Here is a 17,443-nt window from a genome sequence, read left to right on the forward strand (position 1 = left end):
GGGGGTTAGGCCCCCTTCCCTGCTGCTGCTTGCCCAGAATCATCATCGATATAGCGCGGAAAAATTGGCGTCGGTTTCGGCAAATCTGCACCTGCTTGCAGACGGTTGTCCGCGCCAAGATGCGCGAACTGTCGGGCGCCATTTGGCACGCTAAGGGCGTCGAGCAGTTTGCCGGCGCTTTCAGGCATGACAGGTTGCACAAGAATGGCAATCTTGCGGATCGTCTCGGCTGTCACCCAAAGGACGGTCGCCATGCGCTCGGGATCGGTTTTTTTCAACGCCCAAGGCTCTTGGCTTGCGAAATAGCGATTGGCGTCGGCAACCACGGCCCAAATGGATGTCAGAACCGCGTGCAACTCCTGCTTGTCGATGGCCGTCCGGGCCTGATCAAGAAGGGCGTCCGCAGACGACAGCAAGGTCTCATCATCGCTGGTTAGTGTACCGGCTTCCGGAACTTTGCCGTCGCAGTTTTTTCCAATCATCGAGAGTGACCGCTGCGCTAAGTTCCCAAGATCGTTGGCCAAATCGGCATTGATACGACCAACGATAGCCTCGTGACTGTAATTGCCGTCGCGTCCAAAGGGCACTTCCCGCAGGAAAAAATAGCGCACCTGGTCACGGCCATAGTGATCGACCATCGTGAAAGGATCGATCACGTTGCCCACGGACTTCGACATCTTCTCGCCCTTGTTGAACAGAAATCCGTGCCCGAACACGCGCTTGGGCAACGGGATGCCTGCCGACATCAAAAAAGTCGGCCAATAGACGGTGTGAAACCGCACAATGTCCTTGCCAATCACATGCAAATCCGCTGGCCAATATTGCCAAAGAGGGTTCGTCTCGTCGGGAAAGCCGAGCGCGGTAATGTAATTGGTGAGCGCATCGACCCAGACATACATGACATGGGCCTCATCGCCGGGGACCTTGATCCCCCAATCGAAGGTGGTGCGTGAAATGGAGAGGTCTTTTAGCCCACCTTCAACGAATTTCATCACCTCGTTTCGGCGCTCATCCGGCCCGATGAAGGAAGGATTGTCGGTGTAGTGCTTCATCAGGCGATCCTGGAAAGCTGACAATCGGAAGAAATAGCTTTCCTCTTCGACCCATTCGACTGGCGTACCTTGCGGTCCAAGGCGCACGCCATCATCATTGAGGCGCGTCTCGTCATCGCCGTAATAGGCTTCGTCGCGCACCGAGTACCAGCCGGCATAGCTATCTTTGTAGATGTCGCCAGCATCTTGCATGCGCTGCCAGATCGCTTGGCTAGCCGCATGATGGCGAGGTTCGGTCGTGCGGATGAAATCATCGTTGGAACAGCCAAGCGCCTCGACCATCGCCTGGAACCGCGGTGCATTCTGGTCGGCCAACTGCGCCGGCGTCATGCCTGCCTCGCGTGCCGTTTTGTCCATTTTAAGCCCATGCTCATCGGTACCGGTCAGGAACCGGACATCGTACCCGTCCAAGCGTTTGAAGCGGGCCAGCGCATCGGTGGCCAGCGCTTCATAAGCGTGGCCGATATGCGGGGTGCCGTTGGGATAAGAAATGGCGGTCGTGATATAATAACGATTGGACATAGGGCGGTGGAGGGCTTTCTGGATAGCATTCGGCGCGCAGGGATTTACCCGTGGCTATAGACCTGATCCAGCCGGTCGAAAAGCACCATGATGCGTTCCGAAATATTGAGGTTGATGGCCACATGCGTTCGGACCGCCGCTGTGTGCTCGCTCCAAAGGTCAGCAAGCGCTTTCTTTGCCCGCAAATCGGACAAGGATGGCGGTGTTGGCAGGCCGGGCGGCTCTGCCTTTCCTCGTAATCGTCGCGACAACCAGTCTTCAATAAGACCGAGCAGGAGATCGCGCGATTCCGGTGCCATCGCACCTAGTGTTCCGGCCAACATGAGCCTTTCTGACAGAGTGCGGCTTTCAGGTCGTCCTCCAGCGTCGGCGGCTAGCGCACAGAAGCTCTGGTAGGCGGCCATCGCCTCGGGATCGCGAGCTAGTGTGAGCATGTGCCCTGCCCTGCCGTCCGATAGTTCCACGAGGGTTTCTGAGATGTCGGTTTCGGAGAGTGCGCGCGCCACGCTTTGCAGGTCCGAACCATCCAATGGCCCGAAGGCCAGATGGCGGCAGCGTGACCTGATGGTCGGCAAAACTTGATTGAGGGCATGGGCGACCAGCAAAAGCACTGTCTGGTGCGATGGTTCTTCCAGCGGTTTCAAAAGCGCGTTAGCGCCTTCCACATTGAGCTCGTCAACGGCATCGATCACCAATACGCGACATCCGCCGTAGGCCGCCGTCGATTGCAACTTTTGAAGCGTGGATCGGACGGCGCCGACGGGAATGGTTTTGGGCAATTTCCTGCCGTCACTGCCGGTCTTTCGATCGATCCAATGAAGGTCGGGATGTGCGCCCTGGGTCACCAATCGTGCGTCGGGGTGGGTAACATTGACCGCCAGTGTTTCGGTGCCTTGGCGCGCCTGTTCGGCAATCAGATAGGCAGCGGCCTGCGCGGCGAAACGTGCTTTTCCGACACCTTTTGGCCCGTGCAACAGCCAGCCGTGATGCATGCGTCCAGCTGAAAAAGCATCGATGAACGCTGCTTGGGGACCAGAATGACCGACAAGCGGCGCATTGAGCGGCAGACCAGCGGAGGATTCAGGTTCCTTGGTGACAGCTTTTCGGGCCATCGGTCAGATCAGGCCGCGCAGGCGGAGGCTGTCGCGGATGGTCACGGCAACCGCGTTTGCTTTTCCGTTGCCGTCGATCAGGATGCAGCGATGCCGATTGGCCTCGCACAAGCGGCGAAACCCCTCTGCGACTTTATCGTGAAAGCTCTGATCTTCTTTTTCGAAACGATCGTCAGCGTCGCCTTTCGTGGATAGGCGCGCTTGCCGTCGTGTCTTGGCCACGTCCTTGGTGACATCAAGAACATAGGTGACCTCCGGCATCAGGCCATCGGTGGCAACGGCTTCCAGCTGGTCAATGGTTTCGGTCGGTAGACCACCAACATAGCCTTGGTAGATGCGGGTGGAATCAGCAAATCGGTCACAAAGAACCACCTGATCTCGGTCCAGGGCCGGCCTGATGATGTGATCGACATGTTCGCGGCGCGCGGAGGTCAGTAAGCATGCCTCGGCAAGCGGACCTTTTTCAGCCGCGTGACCGCCTAGCAGAACTTCGCGGACAATGGCTCCGCCTGGCGAACCGCCTGGCTCCCGGGTTTCCAGGACGTCATAGCCTTCTGCTCGTAGGGTCTCTCCAAGCATGGCAGCCTGGGTCGATTTACCGGAGCCCTCGCCACCTTCAAATGAAATGAAGAAGCCACCCTTGGGCTGCTTAGGACTGGTCTTTTTTGCTGCCATCAGTTCAGAACGTTCCAGCAAAAGAGATTGGCGGAATCCAGCCAAGCACAAGTTCCAAAAACCCGTCACGGGCCCGTTGCACCATGGATCCCGTTTCCACTGTCGAAGCGGCAACCAGCGGTGTTTCTTGGATGATCGTGCCGTCGCGTTCGACCAAGAGGCGTCCCAACAGCTGGCCTTCAACAATGGGTGTTGGAATGGGGCTGTCATAGACCACGCGGGCACGCACCCGATCGACACCCTCTTGCGGCAACAAAAGCTCCAGTGCGCCGTTGTCGGCAGCGACCAGTCCGACCTCCCGAAATGATCCTCCATAGGTTCGTGCAAAGGCGATGGGTTCGCCGGGTTCGGCGACACGAACCGTGCGGAAATCCTCATATGCGTAGCGGACCAGGCGGCGTGCCTCATCCACCCTGCCCTCTGGCGTATCGACGCCGGAAAGCGCAAATACAATCCTGCGTCCGTCGCGCTCAACCGAACCGACGAGGCCATACAGCGCCTCGTCGCTGTAGCCAGCAAACAGGCCGTCGGCGCCTTCGATTTGATTGTAGATCGGATTGCGGTTGCGCTGGGTGATGTTGTTCCAGGAAAACTGATCCTCGCCGAACATGGCATAAAGATCGGGGTAGGCGTCGATCAGAGCCGTTGTGACCACCACCATATCGCGCACCGTTGTGCGCATGCCGCGTTCCGGCTGCCCTGTAGCGTTGGAGAATCGGCTGTTGGTCGCGCCAAGTTCCATCGCGAGGTCTGTCATCCGCTGGGCAAAGGCCCGTTCACTACCGGCGATGCCTTCCGATAGCGCTATAGCGGCATCATTGCCGGAAATGATTGTAAGACCGCGCAAAAGATCGGCGATCGCCACATCGCTACCCAACTCGGCGAACATTGCAGCCCGTCCGGACGGTCCGCCACCGCGGCGCCAGGCATCCTCACTGATGGTTAAAGGTGTATCGAGGCTCACCGATCCGTTCGAAATCGCCTCAAAAACGACGGCAGCGGTCAGCGTTTTGGCTATCGACGCCGGTTCAAAGGCTTCGTCGGCCAGTTGCGTGTAGAGAACTGTGCGTGAGTTTACATCATAGAGAAAGGCGCGGGGCGCGCGGCTTTCAAAGGCTTGGGCGAGTGCGCCTTCGGCAAAACTAAGACCGGCCAGAAGCATGGCCAGCGTCGCAAGGGCTGACCAACGTGCCAACGCACGAAGGCTGCGCGCTTGCGTCGCTCTTGCTTGCACCATAGACGATTGCTCCTACGCCGTGCCGACCCGGCTGCGACAGACCGGATCAACCGTTGGCGTCTGTCACATAGGCGTCGGTGTAGCCTCGGCTGGCCAGCCTGCGCAAGAGGTCGTCTTCAGCTTGGCGCGTCGGTGCAGCAGCGCGCAAGCGCACCTGCGTCAATTCACGGCCTCGCGATTGAATTGGCTGGGTAACCACCTCTCCCAGGCTCGACAATTCGCTGCGAAGGCGGGCGACATTGGCTGGATCACCAAAGATGCCAATCTGGATGAGAGCGGTTCGACCGGTCGGAGATCTTTCGGTGGGAGCGAGAGCTAAGACCGGTGCGTTCTGCGCCTCACTCAAACGGGCAATCGCTTGAGATTGCAGCGCCATGCGGCTGGCGGCATCAAGGGCATTGGCGGATGCTGCACGGTGGGCAAGCTCAATGCGCGCGGTTTGCGCCAAGGAAGATTGATTACGCTGGGTAAAACCGGTTTCCAAATCGGTCGCCATGAAGCCAATAGCGGCACTTGGGATCGGCGCATTCGGTACAAGGCTTGCTGCAGGTTGGGATTGGGCCGGTACGAAGGCAGGCGTCACGGAAGCCTGAGACCCAGCGGGCGGCGCCAGAACCATTGGAGACCCGGCAGGCGCCACGGCTGGCGTTATCGCCGGCGCGCGCTGGACCTGTGGCTGTTGAGGCTGACCGAACAACGTGTCCAAGAATGAGGTGCGCTGCGGTACGCCCTGCTGCGGAACCGGCGTTGCGTCCGAGGTCGCCACAAAGGCGGCTTGAGCAGGCGCGGCGACCGGCGTTGGTGCAGGGACCGGCGCGCGGGCAAGCATTATGTTGGGATCGCCACCATTGATCGGCCGTCCATTGATTTCAGCCGATGCCTCCAGCCAGGCTACATCCTGGCCGTGCAGCGGTGCACGGCCTTCATATTCCACGCGGACGCGCGCTATGCCGTCGCCGCGAAATGCCAGGACGTCTGCTGCACGCTTGGATAGGTCGATGATCCGATCATGGGCGAAAGGCCCGCGATCGTTGACGCGGACCATAACCGAGCGATCGTTTTCTAGGTTTGTGACACGGACATAACTCGGCAAGGGCAGCGTCGGGTGCGCTGCCGACAGGGTGTATTGGTCAAAAACCTCGCCATTCGCGGTCAGCCGGCCATGAAACCCGGGTCCGTACCAAGACGCGATGCCGGTGCGGTCGTAATTGGGGTCCTCGCGTGGCGTGTAGAGCCGACCAGCAATGCGATAGGGGCGGCCAACTTGTGCCCTGCCCCCGCCGCGCGGCAAGTTGGTTTCCTGATCGGTGACCCGTGGGCTGGCCGCCACGCCAAGCGCAGCATCATTAATGCCATCGCCGCCGCCACCATCGCTGGTCGTCACAGCGTTGCAGCCGGCAAGCGTCAACGCGCAAACGCCTGATACGGCGACCGCACGACCAAAGGGCGTTCGAACAGGGAAAGCAGCTGCGTTGCGCGCAGCCGAAAAGGCGCCTGAAAGCGCCGTTAACCATTTCATCATCACGCCATACTCGATACAAACTGGCGGCCACACCGGCAAGCACAATAAGCGGCTTGTTCGATGCGGCATACTTCACAAACAGTGAAACTCTGCTGCCAAAGTGCAGCATAAGCGTGAAGAGGATGTTAAGTCAGCGCGCTTCTACGGGCGCATTACTCGCCGTAGGGGATCCAAATGTTTTTGATTTCACACGCTTTTCGCAGCCATTCGGGGCCTTCTGCCGCAGGCGCAAACCAGTCGATCGCCCGCCCATAGTCGACAAAGGTGCGCTTCAAATTGCCAGCCGATAGCGCTTCGACCTTGGTCGATAGCTCGGGCGTACCAAAGGCCCACACCGCATCGACGTCTGCGTGGCTTGCCAGAACCTCAGCCAAGTCCAGCGAGTCGCCGGTGACGATATTGAGAACGCCACCTGGAAGATCCGACGTTTCGAGCACCGAGTAGAAATCGGTCATCGCCAGTGGATTGGCAGTGCTTGGCACCAATACCACGCGATTGCCCATGGCGATCAGGGGGGCTGCGAGGCTGATCGCGCCGAGCAAAGGCGCTTCATCGGGGCACACCACGCCGACCACGCCAACCGGTTCGTTCATTGCCAGGGCAACACCGCGCAAGGGCGGAACGTGCACTCGGCCATCATTCTTGTCGGCATAGGCCGCATAGGTGAACAGGCGATCGATGGCGGCATCAACCTCTTTTGCAGCCTTTGAGGTCGTCGTTCCAGCGACACTGGAAAAGCGCGCGGCAAACTCGTCGGCGCGCGCCGACAGGTTTTCGGCGATGTAATAGATCACTTGTGCACGGTTATGTTCAGTTGCAGCCGCCCAACCAGTTGCTTTGCGCGCCGCGGCAACGGCGTTGCGGATGTCTTTGCGATTGCCAACACCGACGTCGCCGATTACCTCCCCCTTGGGTGAAACAACGGGACGCGAATAGTTGCCATCCGGGCGCGCTTGCTTGCCGCCGATGTAGAGTTTGGCGGTGCGGTCGATGGTCGGCAGGTCAAACCCGCCCGCTTGCAGCTTGGGTTCGGGCAGACCTGTCGACGGACGCTGTTTGGCATTCTTCCAGAATTTGGGCTTCAGATATTCAAACGCCCCTTCCCGGCCCCCTTCCCGGCCAAAACCGGATTCCTTCTTGCCGCCAAAGCCGGCGGAAGCATCGAACATGTTGGTGGCGTTCACCCACACCACGCCGCTGTCGAGCTTGGCTGCCACGTTGAGCGCCAGCCCAATCGTTTCCGACCAAATGGAGGCGGCAAGGCCGTAGCGGGAATGATTGGCGAGCTGCACGGCTTCATCAGGTGTGCGGAAGGTCATCGACACGGCGACTGGGCCAAAAATTTCTTCGGTCGCAACCGTCGAGGACGTGCCGACATTGGATAGAAGCGTCGGCGGAAAATAGCTACCGGCTGTGGGAATAGAGCCAGAAGGTTGGTGCAGTGTCGCGCCTTCCTTCACGCCCTGGTCGACAAGCCTTTTGATGCGATCCAGTTGAACCGGGGCGACGATGGCGCCCATATCGATGGCTTTGTCGAGCGGGGCGCCGACCCGCAATGTCTCCATGCGACGGGTCAGCTTAGCAATGAAGGCGTCGGCAATGCCCTCATGCAGCAAGAGTCGCGATCCAGCGCAGCACACTTGGCCCTGGTTGAACCAGATGGCGTCAACGACGCCTTCCACAGCGCCATCCAAATCAGCATCGTCAAAGACAATGAACGGTGACTTGCCACCCAGCTCCAGCGTTAGCGACTTTCCGCTTCCTGCCGTTTGTTTGCGGATGATCCGGCCGACTTCCGTAGAACCGGTGAAGGCCACTTTGTCCACATCGGGATGATCAACGAGCGCCGCGCCCGTGTCGCCCTCGCCTGTGACGATGTTGAGGACACCAGCGGGAAGACCAGCGGCTTGCGCCAGTTCGGCGATAAGCAAGGCGGTAAGCGAGGTGAATTCGGCGGGTTTCAAGACCAATGTGTTGCCGAGCGCGAGCGCCGGCGCGATTTTCCAAGCCAGCATGAGAACCGGAAAATTCCACGGGATGATCTGCCCGACGACGCCGACCGGGTCATAGTCGGGGAACTCTTTGTCCTGCAGCTGCGCCCAACCAGCATGATGGTAGAAATGGCGTGCGGCGAGCGGCACATCAATGTCGCGCGTCTCGCGGATCGGCTTGCCATTATCCAGCGCCTCAATGACGGCGATCAGCCGGGCGTTGCGCTGGATCGAGCGGGCAAGCGCATAGAGGTGACGCGCGCGCGCATGGCCTGGCAGCGCCGCCCATTTTTTTTGTGCTTTGCGCGCAGCTTTGACCGCAGCATCCACATCGTCCGACGACCCTTGCGCAAGCTTGGCCAGATGCTCACCAGATGCCGGGGCGTGGCTGTCGAAGGTGGTCGAACCTTGGACGAATTTGCCATCGATGAAATGGCCGAAATTGGCGTCGTGCTTGGCGATCCAGGCGCGCGCATCACCATCAGCCTCAGGCGCGGGGCCGTAATCCATCGTGTCGAAATAGTCAGCAACGCTCATAATCGACTCATCCAATCGGGTGGCGGAGGAAGGCGGAATAGGCGCCGGTCACGTGATGTTCAAGCTGACGTTCAATGTCGGCGAGCAGACTGGAGGCACCAATGCGGAAGAGATCGGGTTCGAGCCATTCCCGGCCAAGCTCTTCTTTCATCAGGAATTGATAGTTGAGCACATCTTTGGCGGTGGAGATGCCACCGGCAGGCTTGTAGCCAACCTTCAAACCGGTGCGCTCTTCATAGGCGCGGATACAGCGCAGCATGGTCAGCGATACCGCCAAGGTTGCGTTGACGCCTTCTTTGCCGGTGGACGTCTTGATGAAATCGGCGCCGGCCATCATGCAGACCAAAGAGGCGCGCGCAACGTTGCGCAGCGTTTTGATGTCGCCGGTCGCCAGGATCGCTTTCACATGGGCATCGCCACAGGCTTCGCGGTACTCCAGCATTTCGTCGTAAAGCGCCTGCCAATTGCCGGTCAGCACATGTTCGCGTGTGATGACGATGTCGATTTCCTGTGCGCCGTCGGCCACCGACTCTTTGATTTCCTGAACTTTCAAATGGTGCGGCGAGAGCCCGGCGGGAAAGCCGGTCGAGACAGCCGCGACGGGGATGCCGGTGCCCTGTAAGGCATCAACGGCCGTGGCAACAAAGCGATGATACACGCAGACCGCGCCGGTTGTGAGGTTGCGCTCGGCCATGCCCAGCGCTTCAAGCAAATCCGGTCGGACCGGCCGTGCGGCCTTGGCGCAAAGACGGCGAACCCGTCCTCCGGTGTCATCGCCGTTGAGCGTGGTGAGATCGATGCAAGTCAACGCCTTGAGGAGCCATGCAGCCTGCGCATCTTTCTTCACCGTGCGGCGTCCGGGGAGTGTCGCGACACGCCGTTCGGTTGCCGACAGATTGACGCGAACGTCCCGCACCCAGCCAAGATCGAGCGGCATCGCCTCGTTGCGAGGATGATGCGGCGCGTTATGACCAAGGTGGGCATCTGGCGTGATGGGTGTGACATTGGATGTCATCGGTTTGACCCGCTTGTGTATGAAGCCGTGGAGGACTGGTGAGCGCCCTGCTTAGCATGCCAGATTGATGCGGGGCCAGCACTGTGAACCTCTTGGCGTAGGCTGGATTTCGATTTTTGGAAGGTTGATGAATGGAAACGCCGACATCCCTGCCGCCAGGCACTGTCTTTGCCAGTTCTGCTTGTTGCGAAGTGGGCGTCGATCCGACGGTAGGCAACGTGCCGGTTCTGACGTTTCATTGGCAAGGCAAGACGCTGGCGCCGCTGCACCGAGCGCCATGGATCAATGATCAGTCGTTTCCAGAGGACATGCCGCCGGTCGATCGCAAGCTTTCCGGCGATTTTGTTTGCGCGCCATTTGGAAAGAGCGATGTCGAGCCCTCCCCGCCACACGGGTGGAGCGCGAACAGCTCCTGGTCCTTAGATCGCAGTGATGAATCGGGACTGCATTTCACCTTGGAGCGCCCTATCATGGGTGCCAAGATAACCAAACATGTGCGCCCTGCCCCCGACGCACCGCTTCTCTATCAGGTTCATGAGGTCATTGGTGGCGCTGGCGGGCTGACCTATGCCCACCACCCGATGATGCGCATCGCGGGCGGCGCACGGTTATTCACCTCGCCCAAGCGACTTGCGGTCACACCCGATGCGCCGATTGTCGAAGGTCGTCATGCCTTGGCCAGCGGAACAGCCATCGATGACTTTACGAAGGTCCCTGCCACCGAAGGCGGGACGATCGATGTCTCTCAGCTACCGATTTCCGACGGGGATGAAGACTTTGTCGCGCTGGTCGAGGCCGAAGGCTCTGCGCTGGGATGGACGGCCGTCATTCACAACGCTTTTGACGACATCGTCTTCGTGTTGAAAGACCCATCGGTGCTACCGCTCACCATGCTTTGGCATTCCAATGGTGGGCGCGAAGACGCGCCATGGAGCGGACGCCACCGTGGCGTTTTGGGGATCGAAGACGGAATCGCGGCAGGCGCGGCCGGTCACAAGGCGGCGCTTGGCGAAACTGTCTTCTCAAAGGCCGGTGTACCAACGGTGCTCGATTTGGCCGAGGGTGTGACGCATCGCATTGCTCATGTCATAGGGGCGGTTCCGCGCCCGACGGGCTGGAAGGCGATCGAATCCATCGCCCTGGAAAGCGGGCAACTCACGATACGCGAAGCCGATGGCAGGACCGTCGACATGCCCTTTGATGCTAACTTTTTTTCTCAACGCGCATAGGCCGCACCGGCGCTGTCTGGTCGCTTTTCAATGTGGCGTCTGAAAACTGCCAGGGACCGCGAAGACCTGGCACGCCCCCCGGCGCAATCCGCATACCGCGCGCGGCGATCTGTTGGTCCTCGAGAGCATCGCCCACGCTGTTGATCGGGCCAGCTGGAACCGTGGCGGCCTCGAAGGCGGCAAGAAGATCAGCCGAGGTTTGTGTCCGTGTCGCGTCGGTCATTCGTTCGATCAGCAGGGTTCGATTGGCGACCCGGGCGGCATTGGTCGCAAATCGCGAGTCATGGGTAAGGTCGTTCAATCCGAGCACGGCGCAACATCGCGCAAACTGGCCGTCATTACCGACGGCAATGTTGACGTAGCCATCTTTGGTTTGGAACGTTTGGTAGGGCGCAATATTGGGGTGCGCATTGCCCAAGCCCGACGGACTGACGCCGCTTGCCAGATAGTTCATCGCTTGATTGGCGAGCAAGGCGACGGAGCAATCGAACAGCGACATATCGATGTGCTGGCCTCGGCCTGTGCGGTGGCGCTGTTCGACGGCGGCAAGAATGCCCATGCCGCTGTAAAGCCCGGTCACCAGGTCGGAGATTGCAACACCGGTCTTTTGGGGGCCACTGTCAGCATCGCCCGTGATCGACATAAGGCCGGACATGCCCTGAATCATGAAGTCATAGCCGGCGCGCTGCGCGTATGGTCCGGTTTGGCCAAACCCCGTGATCGAACAGTAGATCAGGCGCGGGTTTCGGGCGGCTAGTGACTCGTAATCCAGACCAAACTTCGCAAGTGTACCAACTTTGAAGTTCTCGATCAGGATGTCGGCGTCGTCGATGAGGTCAAGGACGCGCTGGCGCCCCTCTTCGGTCTTGAAGTCGGCGAAGACCGAAGTCTTGCCGCGGTTGCATGCATAATAATAGGCCGCCGAAGTGTCGCCATCGCGCTCAATGAAGGGCGGACCCCATGTGCGGGTGTCGTCGCCGCCAGGCCCCTCGACCTTGATGACATCGGCTCCAAGATCGGCGAGCGCCTGCCCTGCCCAGGGCCCGGCCAGGATGCGCGCCAGTTCGATGACTTTGAGGCCCACCAGCGGCGCGGAGTTTTGTCCCATAAGCATGCCCCTATTGGTCGTGTTCGCGGTACGACGATCGACCATTCACAAACGCAAAAAGCCCGCCGTTTCGGCGGGCTTTTGATGATGGCGGGCACGGAGGGATTCGAACCCTCGATACGGCTCAACACCGTATACTCCCTTAGCAGGGGAGCGCCTTCAGCCACTCGGCCACGTGCCCGTTCGCCGTCGCTTGTCAAACGGGAACGGGACTTTGTCAACCGCGCGATCGCGGCATCATTGGCCGGTGTTTGGCTGGTTGCCTAGATGCCACCGCAACGCTTAACGATCGCGTTGTAGTAGTAGAAATCAGGCGAGCCTGGTTCGGCGCGGACGCGCATCTCACGAGCGAACTGAAGTTCGGTCAAACGCTCTTCTTCGGCGCGGATACGCTTTTGGTTGTAATTGGCAATGGCACGTTCAACGCTGGACGTGATGGCTTTGATCATTGGCATGGCTGTTCTTCCTCAGTTTTTGAAGTGTCCGGGGGGAGTGGACAGAACCGATATAGACTCACTCGCCCCACACTTGGAGAACCAAAAAAGCACCTCTGCTATGCAAATTGTGCAGAGCAGCATTAACGCCGATTCACGTTTGCGATCCGGCCTTTTAAGCCTTGTTGCTGGCTAGGAATGTCCGTGCCGATTGCAGCGCCTGAGCCAGTTGCGATTTGGACAGCTCGGCAGCGATTTCTTCGCGATAGGTTTTGGCTGCCTGCTTGCCGCGCAGGCATGCAAGGTTGAACCATTTGTGTGCCGCGACGAGATCGACGGCAACCGAGCGACCGGTCGCGTACATCATGCCGAGATCGAAGAACAGATCGCCTTCGTCGGCGCGCTGACCGAGATAGCCAGCTTCGAACTCATTGACTGCTAAACGTGCCATTTTGTGTGCCTCCCATGTGGCTAATTGGCCGTGACGTTCCCAAAACGTCGATGAGTGGCAGTATGGCGACGCGGTTTGAATCGGTCGCTAAAATTCGAGATTAATTGAAAGCAAATCAGCTCTTTAGGCTTCGCTAACGCCGCGGCAAGCAGTAACCACGCAAGCCCAGCTTTTACGGGCTTTTGTAAAGGCGCGTGCGCCCGCGCCTTTACTTTTTCCGGTCCAGATTTTTACTGCTCGTCAAGCATGGCGAGCATTGACGAAACGTCAGTTGTCGCGACAACGCCTGGATTTTCTTCCACAATCAGTTTGGTTACGGCGCCGTTTTCGACCAACGCTGCATAACGCTTTGTGCGCATGCCAATTCCGAATGCGGTTCCGTCTAGCACCATGTCGACGGCCTTGGTGAAGGCCAGGCTTCCGTCGGCCAAAAACACGATGTCCTTTGGAGATCCGCTCTGTTGGTGCCACACCTTCATCACATGAACGTCGTTGGCAGTTAGCACAGCAATGAGATCGACACCTTTGGCTTTGAGCTCGACGGCACGCTCAATGTAACCGGGCAGATGGTCATTGTTGCAGGTTCCGGTGAATGCACCGACCATGGCCAAAAGGAGGACTTTTTTGCCGGCGAACAGATCGCCAGTTTCAATCGCTTCATCGCCATCATGAGAAACGGCATTGAGGGTGACATTTGGCATCGATTGGCCAACGGAAAGAGGCATGCGATTCTCCAGGTTCTTGTTTCAGCCATGCATCTAAGGCGCTCCCTGCCCTGGGCTAGAGGCAGAGTTGCGAAAAATCCGACGGCTCAGGGCGCGGTGGTCGGCTCGCGAGCGTAGACGCGCATCGGTCTGCCAGGTTCAATGATCGTGACGCGCGTGATTGGTGTTCGCCAGGACCATGGACCGGTCATGGTCGGAACTTCGTCAGCTTCGCTCTCGGTTCGTTGAAGAAGGCTATGGCGTCCCAAATTGTCTTCAGCAACAGCAAAGCCTGCAAGATCGTGCCAGGTTTGGGCCTGCTCGTCCTGCATCGTTCCCCCGCTGGTCAACGTGATTTGAGCGCCAGCCTGCTCCAAGATCAGCTCTGACAAGGGTCGCGTGCCCCGCGCCAGGTCACCTTGAAGGTCGAAAATCTGCGCCAAGGTCATATTCTGATCGGCGCCGGAGGATTGTGACCGGGCCGTTAGCTCAACTCTTTCAGGCAGGCAGAGCGCCGCGCACAGGCCAATCTCCAAGGACAGCCGATAGGTCATTGGCTGATCTTTGTTTTCAGGCTGCAGAACAATCGGCCAAACGGTGGGTGCGGCATACCCGATGGACGAACCGTCTCCCTCGTCGAACAAGCTTGGTGCGGGAAAATGGGCCGTCGCGGCGGCGACATTATCGCTGCGCTGCCAATCGAGATCGGGCGCCAGTCCAAAACGGCCAGGCAGACGCCAGTAAGTTTTCCAGCCCTCGTTGAGATCGATGGAGAGGAACAGGAGCTGCTCGCCCTCGCCAAGCGAGATCGCGTCAGCCAGCAGCGCCGCGGCCATAGGTGGCGCAGAAAACAGGCTGATTGTTGCGCCCTCCAGGGCGACGGAATTGCGCGTTTCGCCAAGCGCGACAACCGGAGTGGACGTCCAAGCAAAAGATGCTACCACCGCCAATACGGCCAACTTCATCGACACATCAACTTTGGGCTGGCCTTTGGCGTCAGGAGCAGCAAACATTGGCATCCAGGCGGCGCACCGGCCTTTCGCCGGCGCCCTTTCCCTTTTGCCTTCAGCGAAGCGTTTCATAATGGATGAGTTTCCAAGCCTTGCCGGTCAAGCCCTGATCGCCATGCCGTCGATCGGCGATCCGCGATTTGAGCGCACGGTCATCTATCTTTGTGTCCATGATAAGCACGGCGCCATGGGCATTGTTGTCAACCGCCCGGAGCCTGCGCAGACTGTTGGCGACGTCCTTGGTGAGCTGGGATTGATGGATAACGATGGTCGCTCCAGCGATGACGGCGCGTCGCTTGATGAGACACTGCAATCCCGGCTGGATGCACGGGTTTTGCTCGGTGGGCCGGTGGAGAAAACCCGAGGCTTCGTGCTGCATTCGCCGGACGTTCTTGAACGCGATGGCACCGTCGCCGTTACCGACGATATTCATCTGAGCACGAAGATGGATGTGCTGCGCGACATCAGCCTTGGCCAAGGCCCTGGCCAGTTCTTGCTGGCTCTTGGTTTTGCCAATTGGGGTGAAGGCCAGCTTGATCAAGAAATCTTGCAGAACGCCTGGCTGCATGCGCCGATGGGTGCAAAGGCGTTGTTCGAAACGCCCTCGGAACTGCACTATGCGGCGAGCCTTTCTAACCTCGGTGTGGACGTTACCAAGCTTTCGCCGGTCGCCGGTCGCGGCTAATCGTCTTCAACCGACCGCGACCGGCGTTTAGCAAACCTGGTTATTTGGCGCGCTGGTTGAAGAGCACCTTTTTATCATCGTCCGACATCGGTTTGCGCCATTCTGAGCCGACCGCGAAACCTTTCTCTACGGCGGGACGCGCCATCATTGTGTCGATCCAGCGACCGACATGGGGGAACTCGGCGATGTCCATCTGCTGGCGTTCCCAGCCGCGGGCCCAGCCAATGCAGGCCATGTCGGCAATCGTGTAGTCCCCGATGATATAGTCTTTACCGTCGAGTTGCTTGTTCAGTACGCCGTAAAGGCGATGGGTCTCGTCGGTGTAGCGTTTCTTGGCGTAGGGCAACTCTTCGGGCGCATATTGGTTGAAATGGTGGTTCTGGCCGAGCATTGGGCCAAAACCGCCCATCTGCCACATCAGCCATTCTTCGGTTTTCACGCGATCGCGCTCATCCGTCGGATAGAAGGCGCCGAACTTGCGGCCGAGATATTGCAGGATAGCGCCGGATTCGAATACCGATACCGGGTCACCGCCAGGACCTTCCGGGTCGATGATGGCAGGCATGCGATTGTTCGGTGAAAAGGCCAAAAATTCCGGCTTGAACTGATCGCCCTTGCCGATGTTGATCGGATGGACGTTGTAGGGAATGTCCAATTCTTCCAGATAGATGGTGACTTTGAAGCCATTGGGCGTTGGCCAAAAGTAAAGGTCGATGGGCTCGGTTTGGGTCGTCATGACGCCATCCTTCATTCATTTCGGGGAGCGGCACGGACGGCAAGCATTGCGCCCGATCCATGCCAAGAGATGGCCTCAATCTATGTCCTCAGCGATGAATGAAAAGGTCATATGCAAGCTTTGGTGCTTGTTGCTCACAAAGCTTTGATCGGCCACGCCGCGCAAGTCGGCGGATCGTAAGGATTTGCTGACCCTTTTCTTCGATTCTTGACGCCGGTTTTAAATGGGGTCCTGTCGATTGGAATTGGGTGCAGCCTTTTCTTCTCCACTCGCCTCGCCGCGCAGTCCTTCGGCTGACGCGGGGTTTGGTGCTGGGCGCGAAGCTACCGGCAACAAACCGGAGAAACCCACCCAACCCGGCGCGACGTCTTCCACCGGCGAGCCACTCTCCAAAGAGCAAGAGGCGCAGGTCCGTGAGCTGAAGAAGCGCGATGCCGAGGTCAAAGCGCACGAACAGGCGCATGCGACGGTTGGTGGAGCCTATGCCAGTGCGCCGAAATACACCTACACGCGCGGCCCTGATGGGAAGAAGTACGCCGTGGGCGGCGAGGTGCAGATCGATACCTCGCCCGAACGAACACCTGATGCCACGATCCGCAAGATGGATATCGTCATTCGCGCTGCCCTCGCTCCTGCGGAACCATCTTCTCAGGATCGCGCCGTTGCCCGGCAGGCGCAGCAGCAACGTCTGGAAGCGCAGCAACAGGTGGCGCAGCAACAAGCCAGTGAACGTAAGCCGGGCGCACCGGAAGAGGTTGAAAGCGCGGGTGCCGTAGGAATGGAGGCTGGCCTTTTGGCGCAGATCATGAGCCAGGCCGATGGGGACACATCTACGCAAGCAAACGGGTCAAGCGCAGCGAGCGCTGCCTCGGCTTATCAATCGACTGCGGGATTGGCAGCGCAGCTTTTCGGCGGCGCTAGCTAGGCGCTGCCAATGTGGCGACTGAGAACAGAACACTGAACTGTTCGCACCAGATGACCACCGAGCCAAACTGGCCGACATCGACATCGTCTGGGATCGTGTATGTCTGATCGCCGATATTGCCCTTCAACTGTCCCAGCGACACCCATTCGCTGGCAAGCACGGCGCCGGACGAAAACGGTGCATCGTCGGCAACCAGCCAGACCTCCAGGTCTGGGCCGTTGGTCACTTCAAACTCAGTGAACCGCATCAGGTGCGACCCGGTTGCCGTTTGCAGGAGCATGGCGTTGCCGGCACCCTGGTGCGCCCGGTCGGCGTCTTGGAAGGTGCCTTCACTGACGACTGAGACCATCAGTTCGTCCGGCAAGGCTTCTGAGACGACGTTGTCGATCCAAAGCGGTGAGGCCAGGTACCAGAACGCGTTGCCGGCCACGAATCCAATGAGAAAGACCGGGATAGCGATGGTGAGAAATCGTTTCATGGTCCCGGTCCTTTTTCAGA

At 59.1% G+C, this 17,443-nt stretch carries 17 protein-coding genes and 1 tRNA gene; 3 read left to right on the forward strand and 15 right to left on the reverse strand.

From position 1 onward, the window contains the following. Positions 1–5: 5 nt before the first annotated feature. The 7 genes from JJ917_04435 to deoC form a co-directional block, all read right to left on the reverse strand. Positions 6–1,574: a methionine--tRNA ligase gene (locus JJ917_04435; GenBank protein MBO6698061.1), complete on the reverse strand. Its 1,569-nt coding sequence runs from the start codon at positions 1,572–1,574 to the stop codon at positions 6–8. A gap of 44 nt (positions 1,575–1,618) precedes the next feature. Then, positions 1,619–2,686, reverse strand: a complete 1,068-nt coding sequence (locus JJ917_04440) for an AAA family ATPase (GenBank protein ID MBO6698062.1) — start codon at positions 2,684–2,686, stop codon at positions 1,619–1,621. A 3-nt stretch (positions 2,687–2,689) separates the two neighbouring features. Then, a complete protein-coding gene (gene tmk / locus JJ917_04445) occupies positions 2,690–3,361 on the reverse strand; it encodes a dTMP kinase (GenBank protein ID MBO6698063.1) in 672 nt (223 codons plus the stop codon). Positions 3,362–3,365: 4 nt separating this feature from the next. Beyond that, positions 3,366–4,598 carry a D-alanyl-D-alanine carboxypeptidase gene (locus tag JJ917_04450; protein MBO6698064.1) on the reverse strand — a complete coding sequence of 411 codons (1,233 nt, stop codon included), beginning with the start codon at positions 4,596–4,598 and terminating at the stop codon, positions 3,366–3,368. A 46-nt stretch (positions 4,599–4,644) separates the two neighbouring features. Continuing rightward, complete coding sequence (locus tag JJ917_04455; protein MBO6698065.1) at positions 4,645–6,120, reverse strand: septal ring lytic transglycosylase RlpA family protein; 1,476 nt, start codon at positions 6,118–6,120, stop codon at positions 4,645–4,647. 152 nt (positions 6,121–6,272) lie between these two features. Beyond that, positions 6,273–8,648: an aldehyde dehydrogenase family protein gene (locus JJ917_04460; GenBank protein MBO6698066.1), complete on the reverse strand. Its 2,376-nt coding sequence runs from the start codon at positions 8,646–8,648 to the stop codon at positions 6,273–6,275. 7 nt (positions 8,649–8,655) lie between these two features. Beyond that, the gene (gene deoC, locus JJ917_04465) at positions 8,656–9,663 is read right to left on the reverse strand and encodes a deoxyribose-phosphate aldolase (GenBank protein ID MBO6698067.1); all 1,008 of its coding nucleotides are present in this window, start codon (positions 9,661–9,663) and stop codon (positions 8,656–8,658) included. 131 nt (positions 9,664–9,794) lie between these two features. Between deoC and JJ917_04470 the strand changes: the two genes are divergently transcribed. After that, a complete protein-coding gene (locus JJ917_04470) occupies positions 9,795–10,892 on the forward strand; it encodes a hypothetical protein (GenBank protein ID MBO6698068.1) in 1,098 nt (365 codons plus the stop codon). Here the strand turns inward: JJ917_04470 and JJ917_04475 are convergent. From JJ917_04475 to JJ917_04500, 6 genes are all read right to left on the reverse strand, one after another. Continuing rightward, positions 10,867–12,000, reverse strand: a complete 1,134-nt coding sequence (locus JJ917_04475) for a CoA transferase (GenBank protein ID MBO6698069.1) — start codon at positions 11,998–12,000, stop codon at positions 10,867–10,869. The genes JJ917_04470 and JJ917_04475 overlap by 26 nt on opposite strands. Positions 12,001–12,088: 88 nt before the next feature. Further along, positions 12,089–12,181: transfer RNA gene (locus tag JJ917_04480), tRNA-Ser, on the reverse strand. 82 nt (positions 12,182–12,263) lie between these two features. Then, the gene (locus JJ917_04485; GenBank protein ID MBO6698070.1) at positions 12,264–12,455 is read right to left on the reverse strand and encodes a hypothetical protein; all 192 of its coding nucleotides are present in this window, start codon (positions 12,453–12,455) and stop codon (positions 12,264–12,266) included. Between the two features lie 154 nt (positions 12,456–12,609). Further along, positions 12,610–12,885, reverse strand: coding sequence for an SEL1-like repeat protein (locus JJ917_04490; GenBank protein MBO6698071.1), 276 nt, complete (start codon positions 12,883–12,885; stop codon positions 12,610–12,612). A 230-nt stretch (positions 12,886–13,115) separates the two neighbouring features. Continuing rightward, positions 13,116–13,610, reverse strand: coding sequence for a peroxiredoxin (locus JJ917_04495; GenBank protein MBO6698072.1), 495 nt, complete (start codon positions 13,608–13,610; stop codon positions 13,116–13,118). Between the two features lie 86 nt (positions 13,611–13,696). Beyond that, complete coding sequence (locus JJ917_04500) at positions 13,697–14,602, reverse strand: hypothetical protein (GenBank protein MBO6698073.1); 906 nt, start codon at positions 14,600–14,602, stop codon at positions 13,697–13,699. Positions 14,603–14,672: 70 nt separating this feature from the next. On the opposite strand from JJ917_04500, the gene JJ917_04505 reads away from it, so the two are divergent. Further along, positions 14,673–15,284 (forward strand): YqgE/AlgH family protein, encoded by a 612-nt coding sequence (locus JJ917_04505; GenBank protein ID MBO6698074.1) that lies wholly within the window; start codon positions 14,673–14,675, stop codon positions 15,282–15,284. Positions 15,285–15,324: 40 nt separating this feature from the next. Here the strand turns inward: JJ917_04505 and JJ917_04510 are convergent, their stop codons facing one another. Then, complete coding sequence (locus tag JJ917_04510; protein ID MBO6698075.1) at positions 15,325–16,020, reverse strand: glutathione S-transferase N-terminal domain-containing protein; 696 nt, start codon at positions 16,018–16,020, stop codon at positions 15,325–15,327. A gap of 238 nt (positions 16,021–16,258) precedes the next feature. Between JJ917_04510 and JJ917_04515 the strand changes: the two genes are divergently transcribed. Then, positions 16,259–16,945 carry a hypothetical protein gene (locus JJ917_04515; GenBank protein MBO6698076.1) on the forward strand — a complete coding sequence of 229 codons (687 nt, stop codon included), beginning with the start codon at positions 16,259–16,261 and terminating at the stop codon, positions 16,943–16,945. Here the strand turns inward: JJ917_04515 and JJ917_04520 are convergent. After that, positions 16,938–17,423: a DM13 domain-containing protein gene (locus JJ917_04520; GenBank protein MBO6698077.1), complete on the reverse strand. Its 486-nt coding sequence runs from the start codon at positions 17,421–17,423 to the stop codon at positions 16,938–16,940. The genes JJ917_04515 and JJ917_04520 overlap by 8 nt on opposite strands. Positions 17,424–17,443 lie beyond the last annotated feature (20 nt).

This window comes from Hyphomicrobiales bacterium, from assembly GCA_017642935.1.
Lineage (GTDB): Bacteria > Pseudomonadota > Alphaproteobacteria > Rhizobiales > MH13 > MH13.

Coding starts and splice junctions, on each gene's coding strand:
- JJ917_04435 (MBO6698061.1), bottom strand. CDS start 1,574: ATGTCCAATCGTTATTATATCACGACCGCCATTTCTTATCCCAACGGC.
- JJ917_04440 (MBO6698062.1), bottom strand. CDS start 2,686: ATGGCCCGAAAAGCTGTCACCAAGGAACCTGAATCCTCCGCTGGTCTG.
- tmk (MBO6698063.1), bottom strand. CDS start 3,361: ATGGCAGCAAAAAAGACCAGTCCTAAGCAGCCCAAGGGTGGCTTCTTC.
- JJ917_04450 (MBO6698064.1), bottom strand. CDS start 4,598: ATGGTGCAAGCAAGAGCGACGCAAGCGCGCAGCCTTCGTGCGTTGGCA.
- JJ917_04455 (MBO6698065.1), bottom strand. CDS start 6,120: ATGATGAAATGGTTAACGGCGCTTTCAGGCGCCTTTTCGGCTGCGCGC.
- JJ917_04460 (MBO6698066.1), bottom strand. CDS start 8,648: ATGAGCGTTGCTGACTATTTCGACACGATGGATTACGGCCCCGCGCCT.
- deoC (MBO6698067.1), bottom strand. CDS start 9,663: ATGACATCCAATGTCACACCCATCACGCCAGATGCCCACCTTGGTCAT.
- JJ917_04470 (MBO6698068.1), top strand. CDS start 9,795: ATGGAAACGCCGACATCCCTGCCGCCAGGCACTGTCTTTGCCAGTTCT.
- JJ917_04475 (MBO6698069.1), bottom strand. CDS start 12,000: ATGGGACAAAACTCCGCGCCGCTGGTGGGCCTCAAAGTCATCGAACTG.
- JJ917_04485 (MBO6698070.1), bottom strand. CDS start 12,455: ATGCCAATGATCAAAGCCATCACGTCCAGCGTTGAACGTGCCATTGCC.
- JJ917_04490 (MBO6698071.1), bottom strand. CDS start 12,885: ATGGCACGTTTAGCAGTCAATGAGTTCGAAGCTGGCTATCTCGGTCAG.
- JJ917_04495 (MBO6698072.1), bottom strand. CDS start 13,610: ATGCCTCTTTCCGTTGGCCAATCGATGCCAAATGTCACCCTCAATGCC.
- JJ917_04500 (MBO6698073.1), bottom strand. CDS start 14,602: ATGTTTGCTGCTCCTGACGCCAAAGGCCAGCCCAAAGTTGATGTGTCG.
- JJ917_04505 (MBO6698074.1), top strand. CDS start 14,673: ATGGATGAGTTTCCAAGCCTTGCCGGTCAAGCCCTGATCGCCATGCCG.
- JJ917_04510 (MBO6698075.1), bottom strand. CDS start 16,020: ATGACGACCCAAACCGAGCCCATCGACCTTTACTTTTGGCCAACGCCC.
- JJ917_04520 (MBO6698077.1), bottom strand. CDS start 17,423: ATGAAACGATTTCTCACCATCGCTATCCCGGTCTTTCTCATTGGATTC.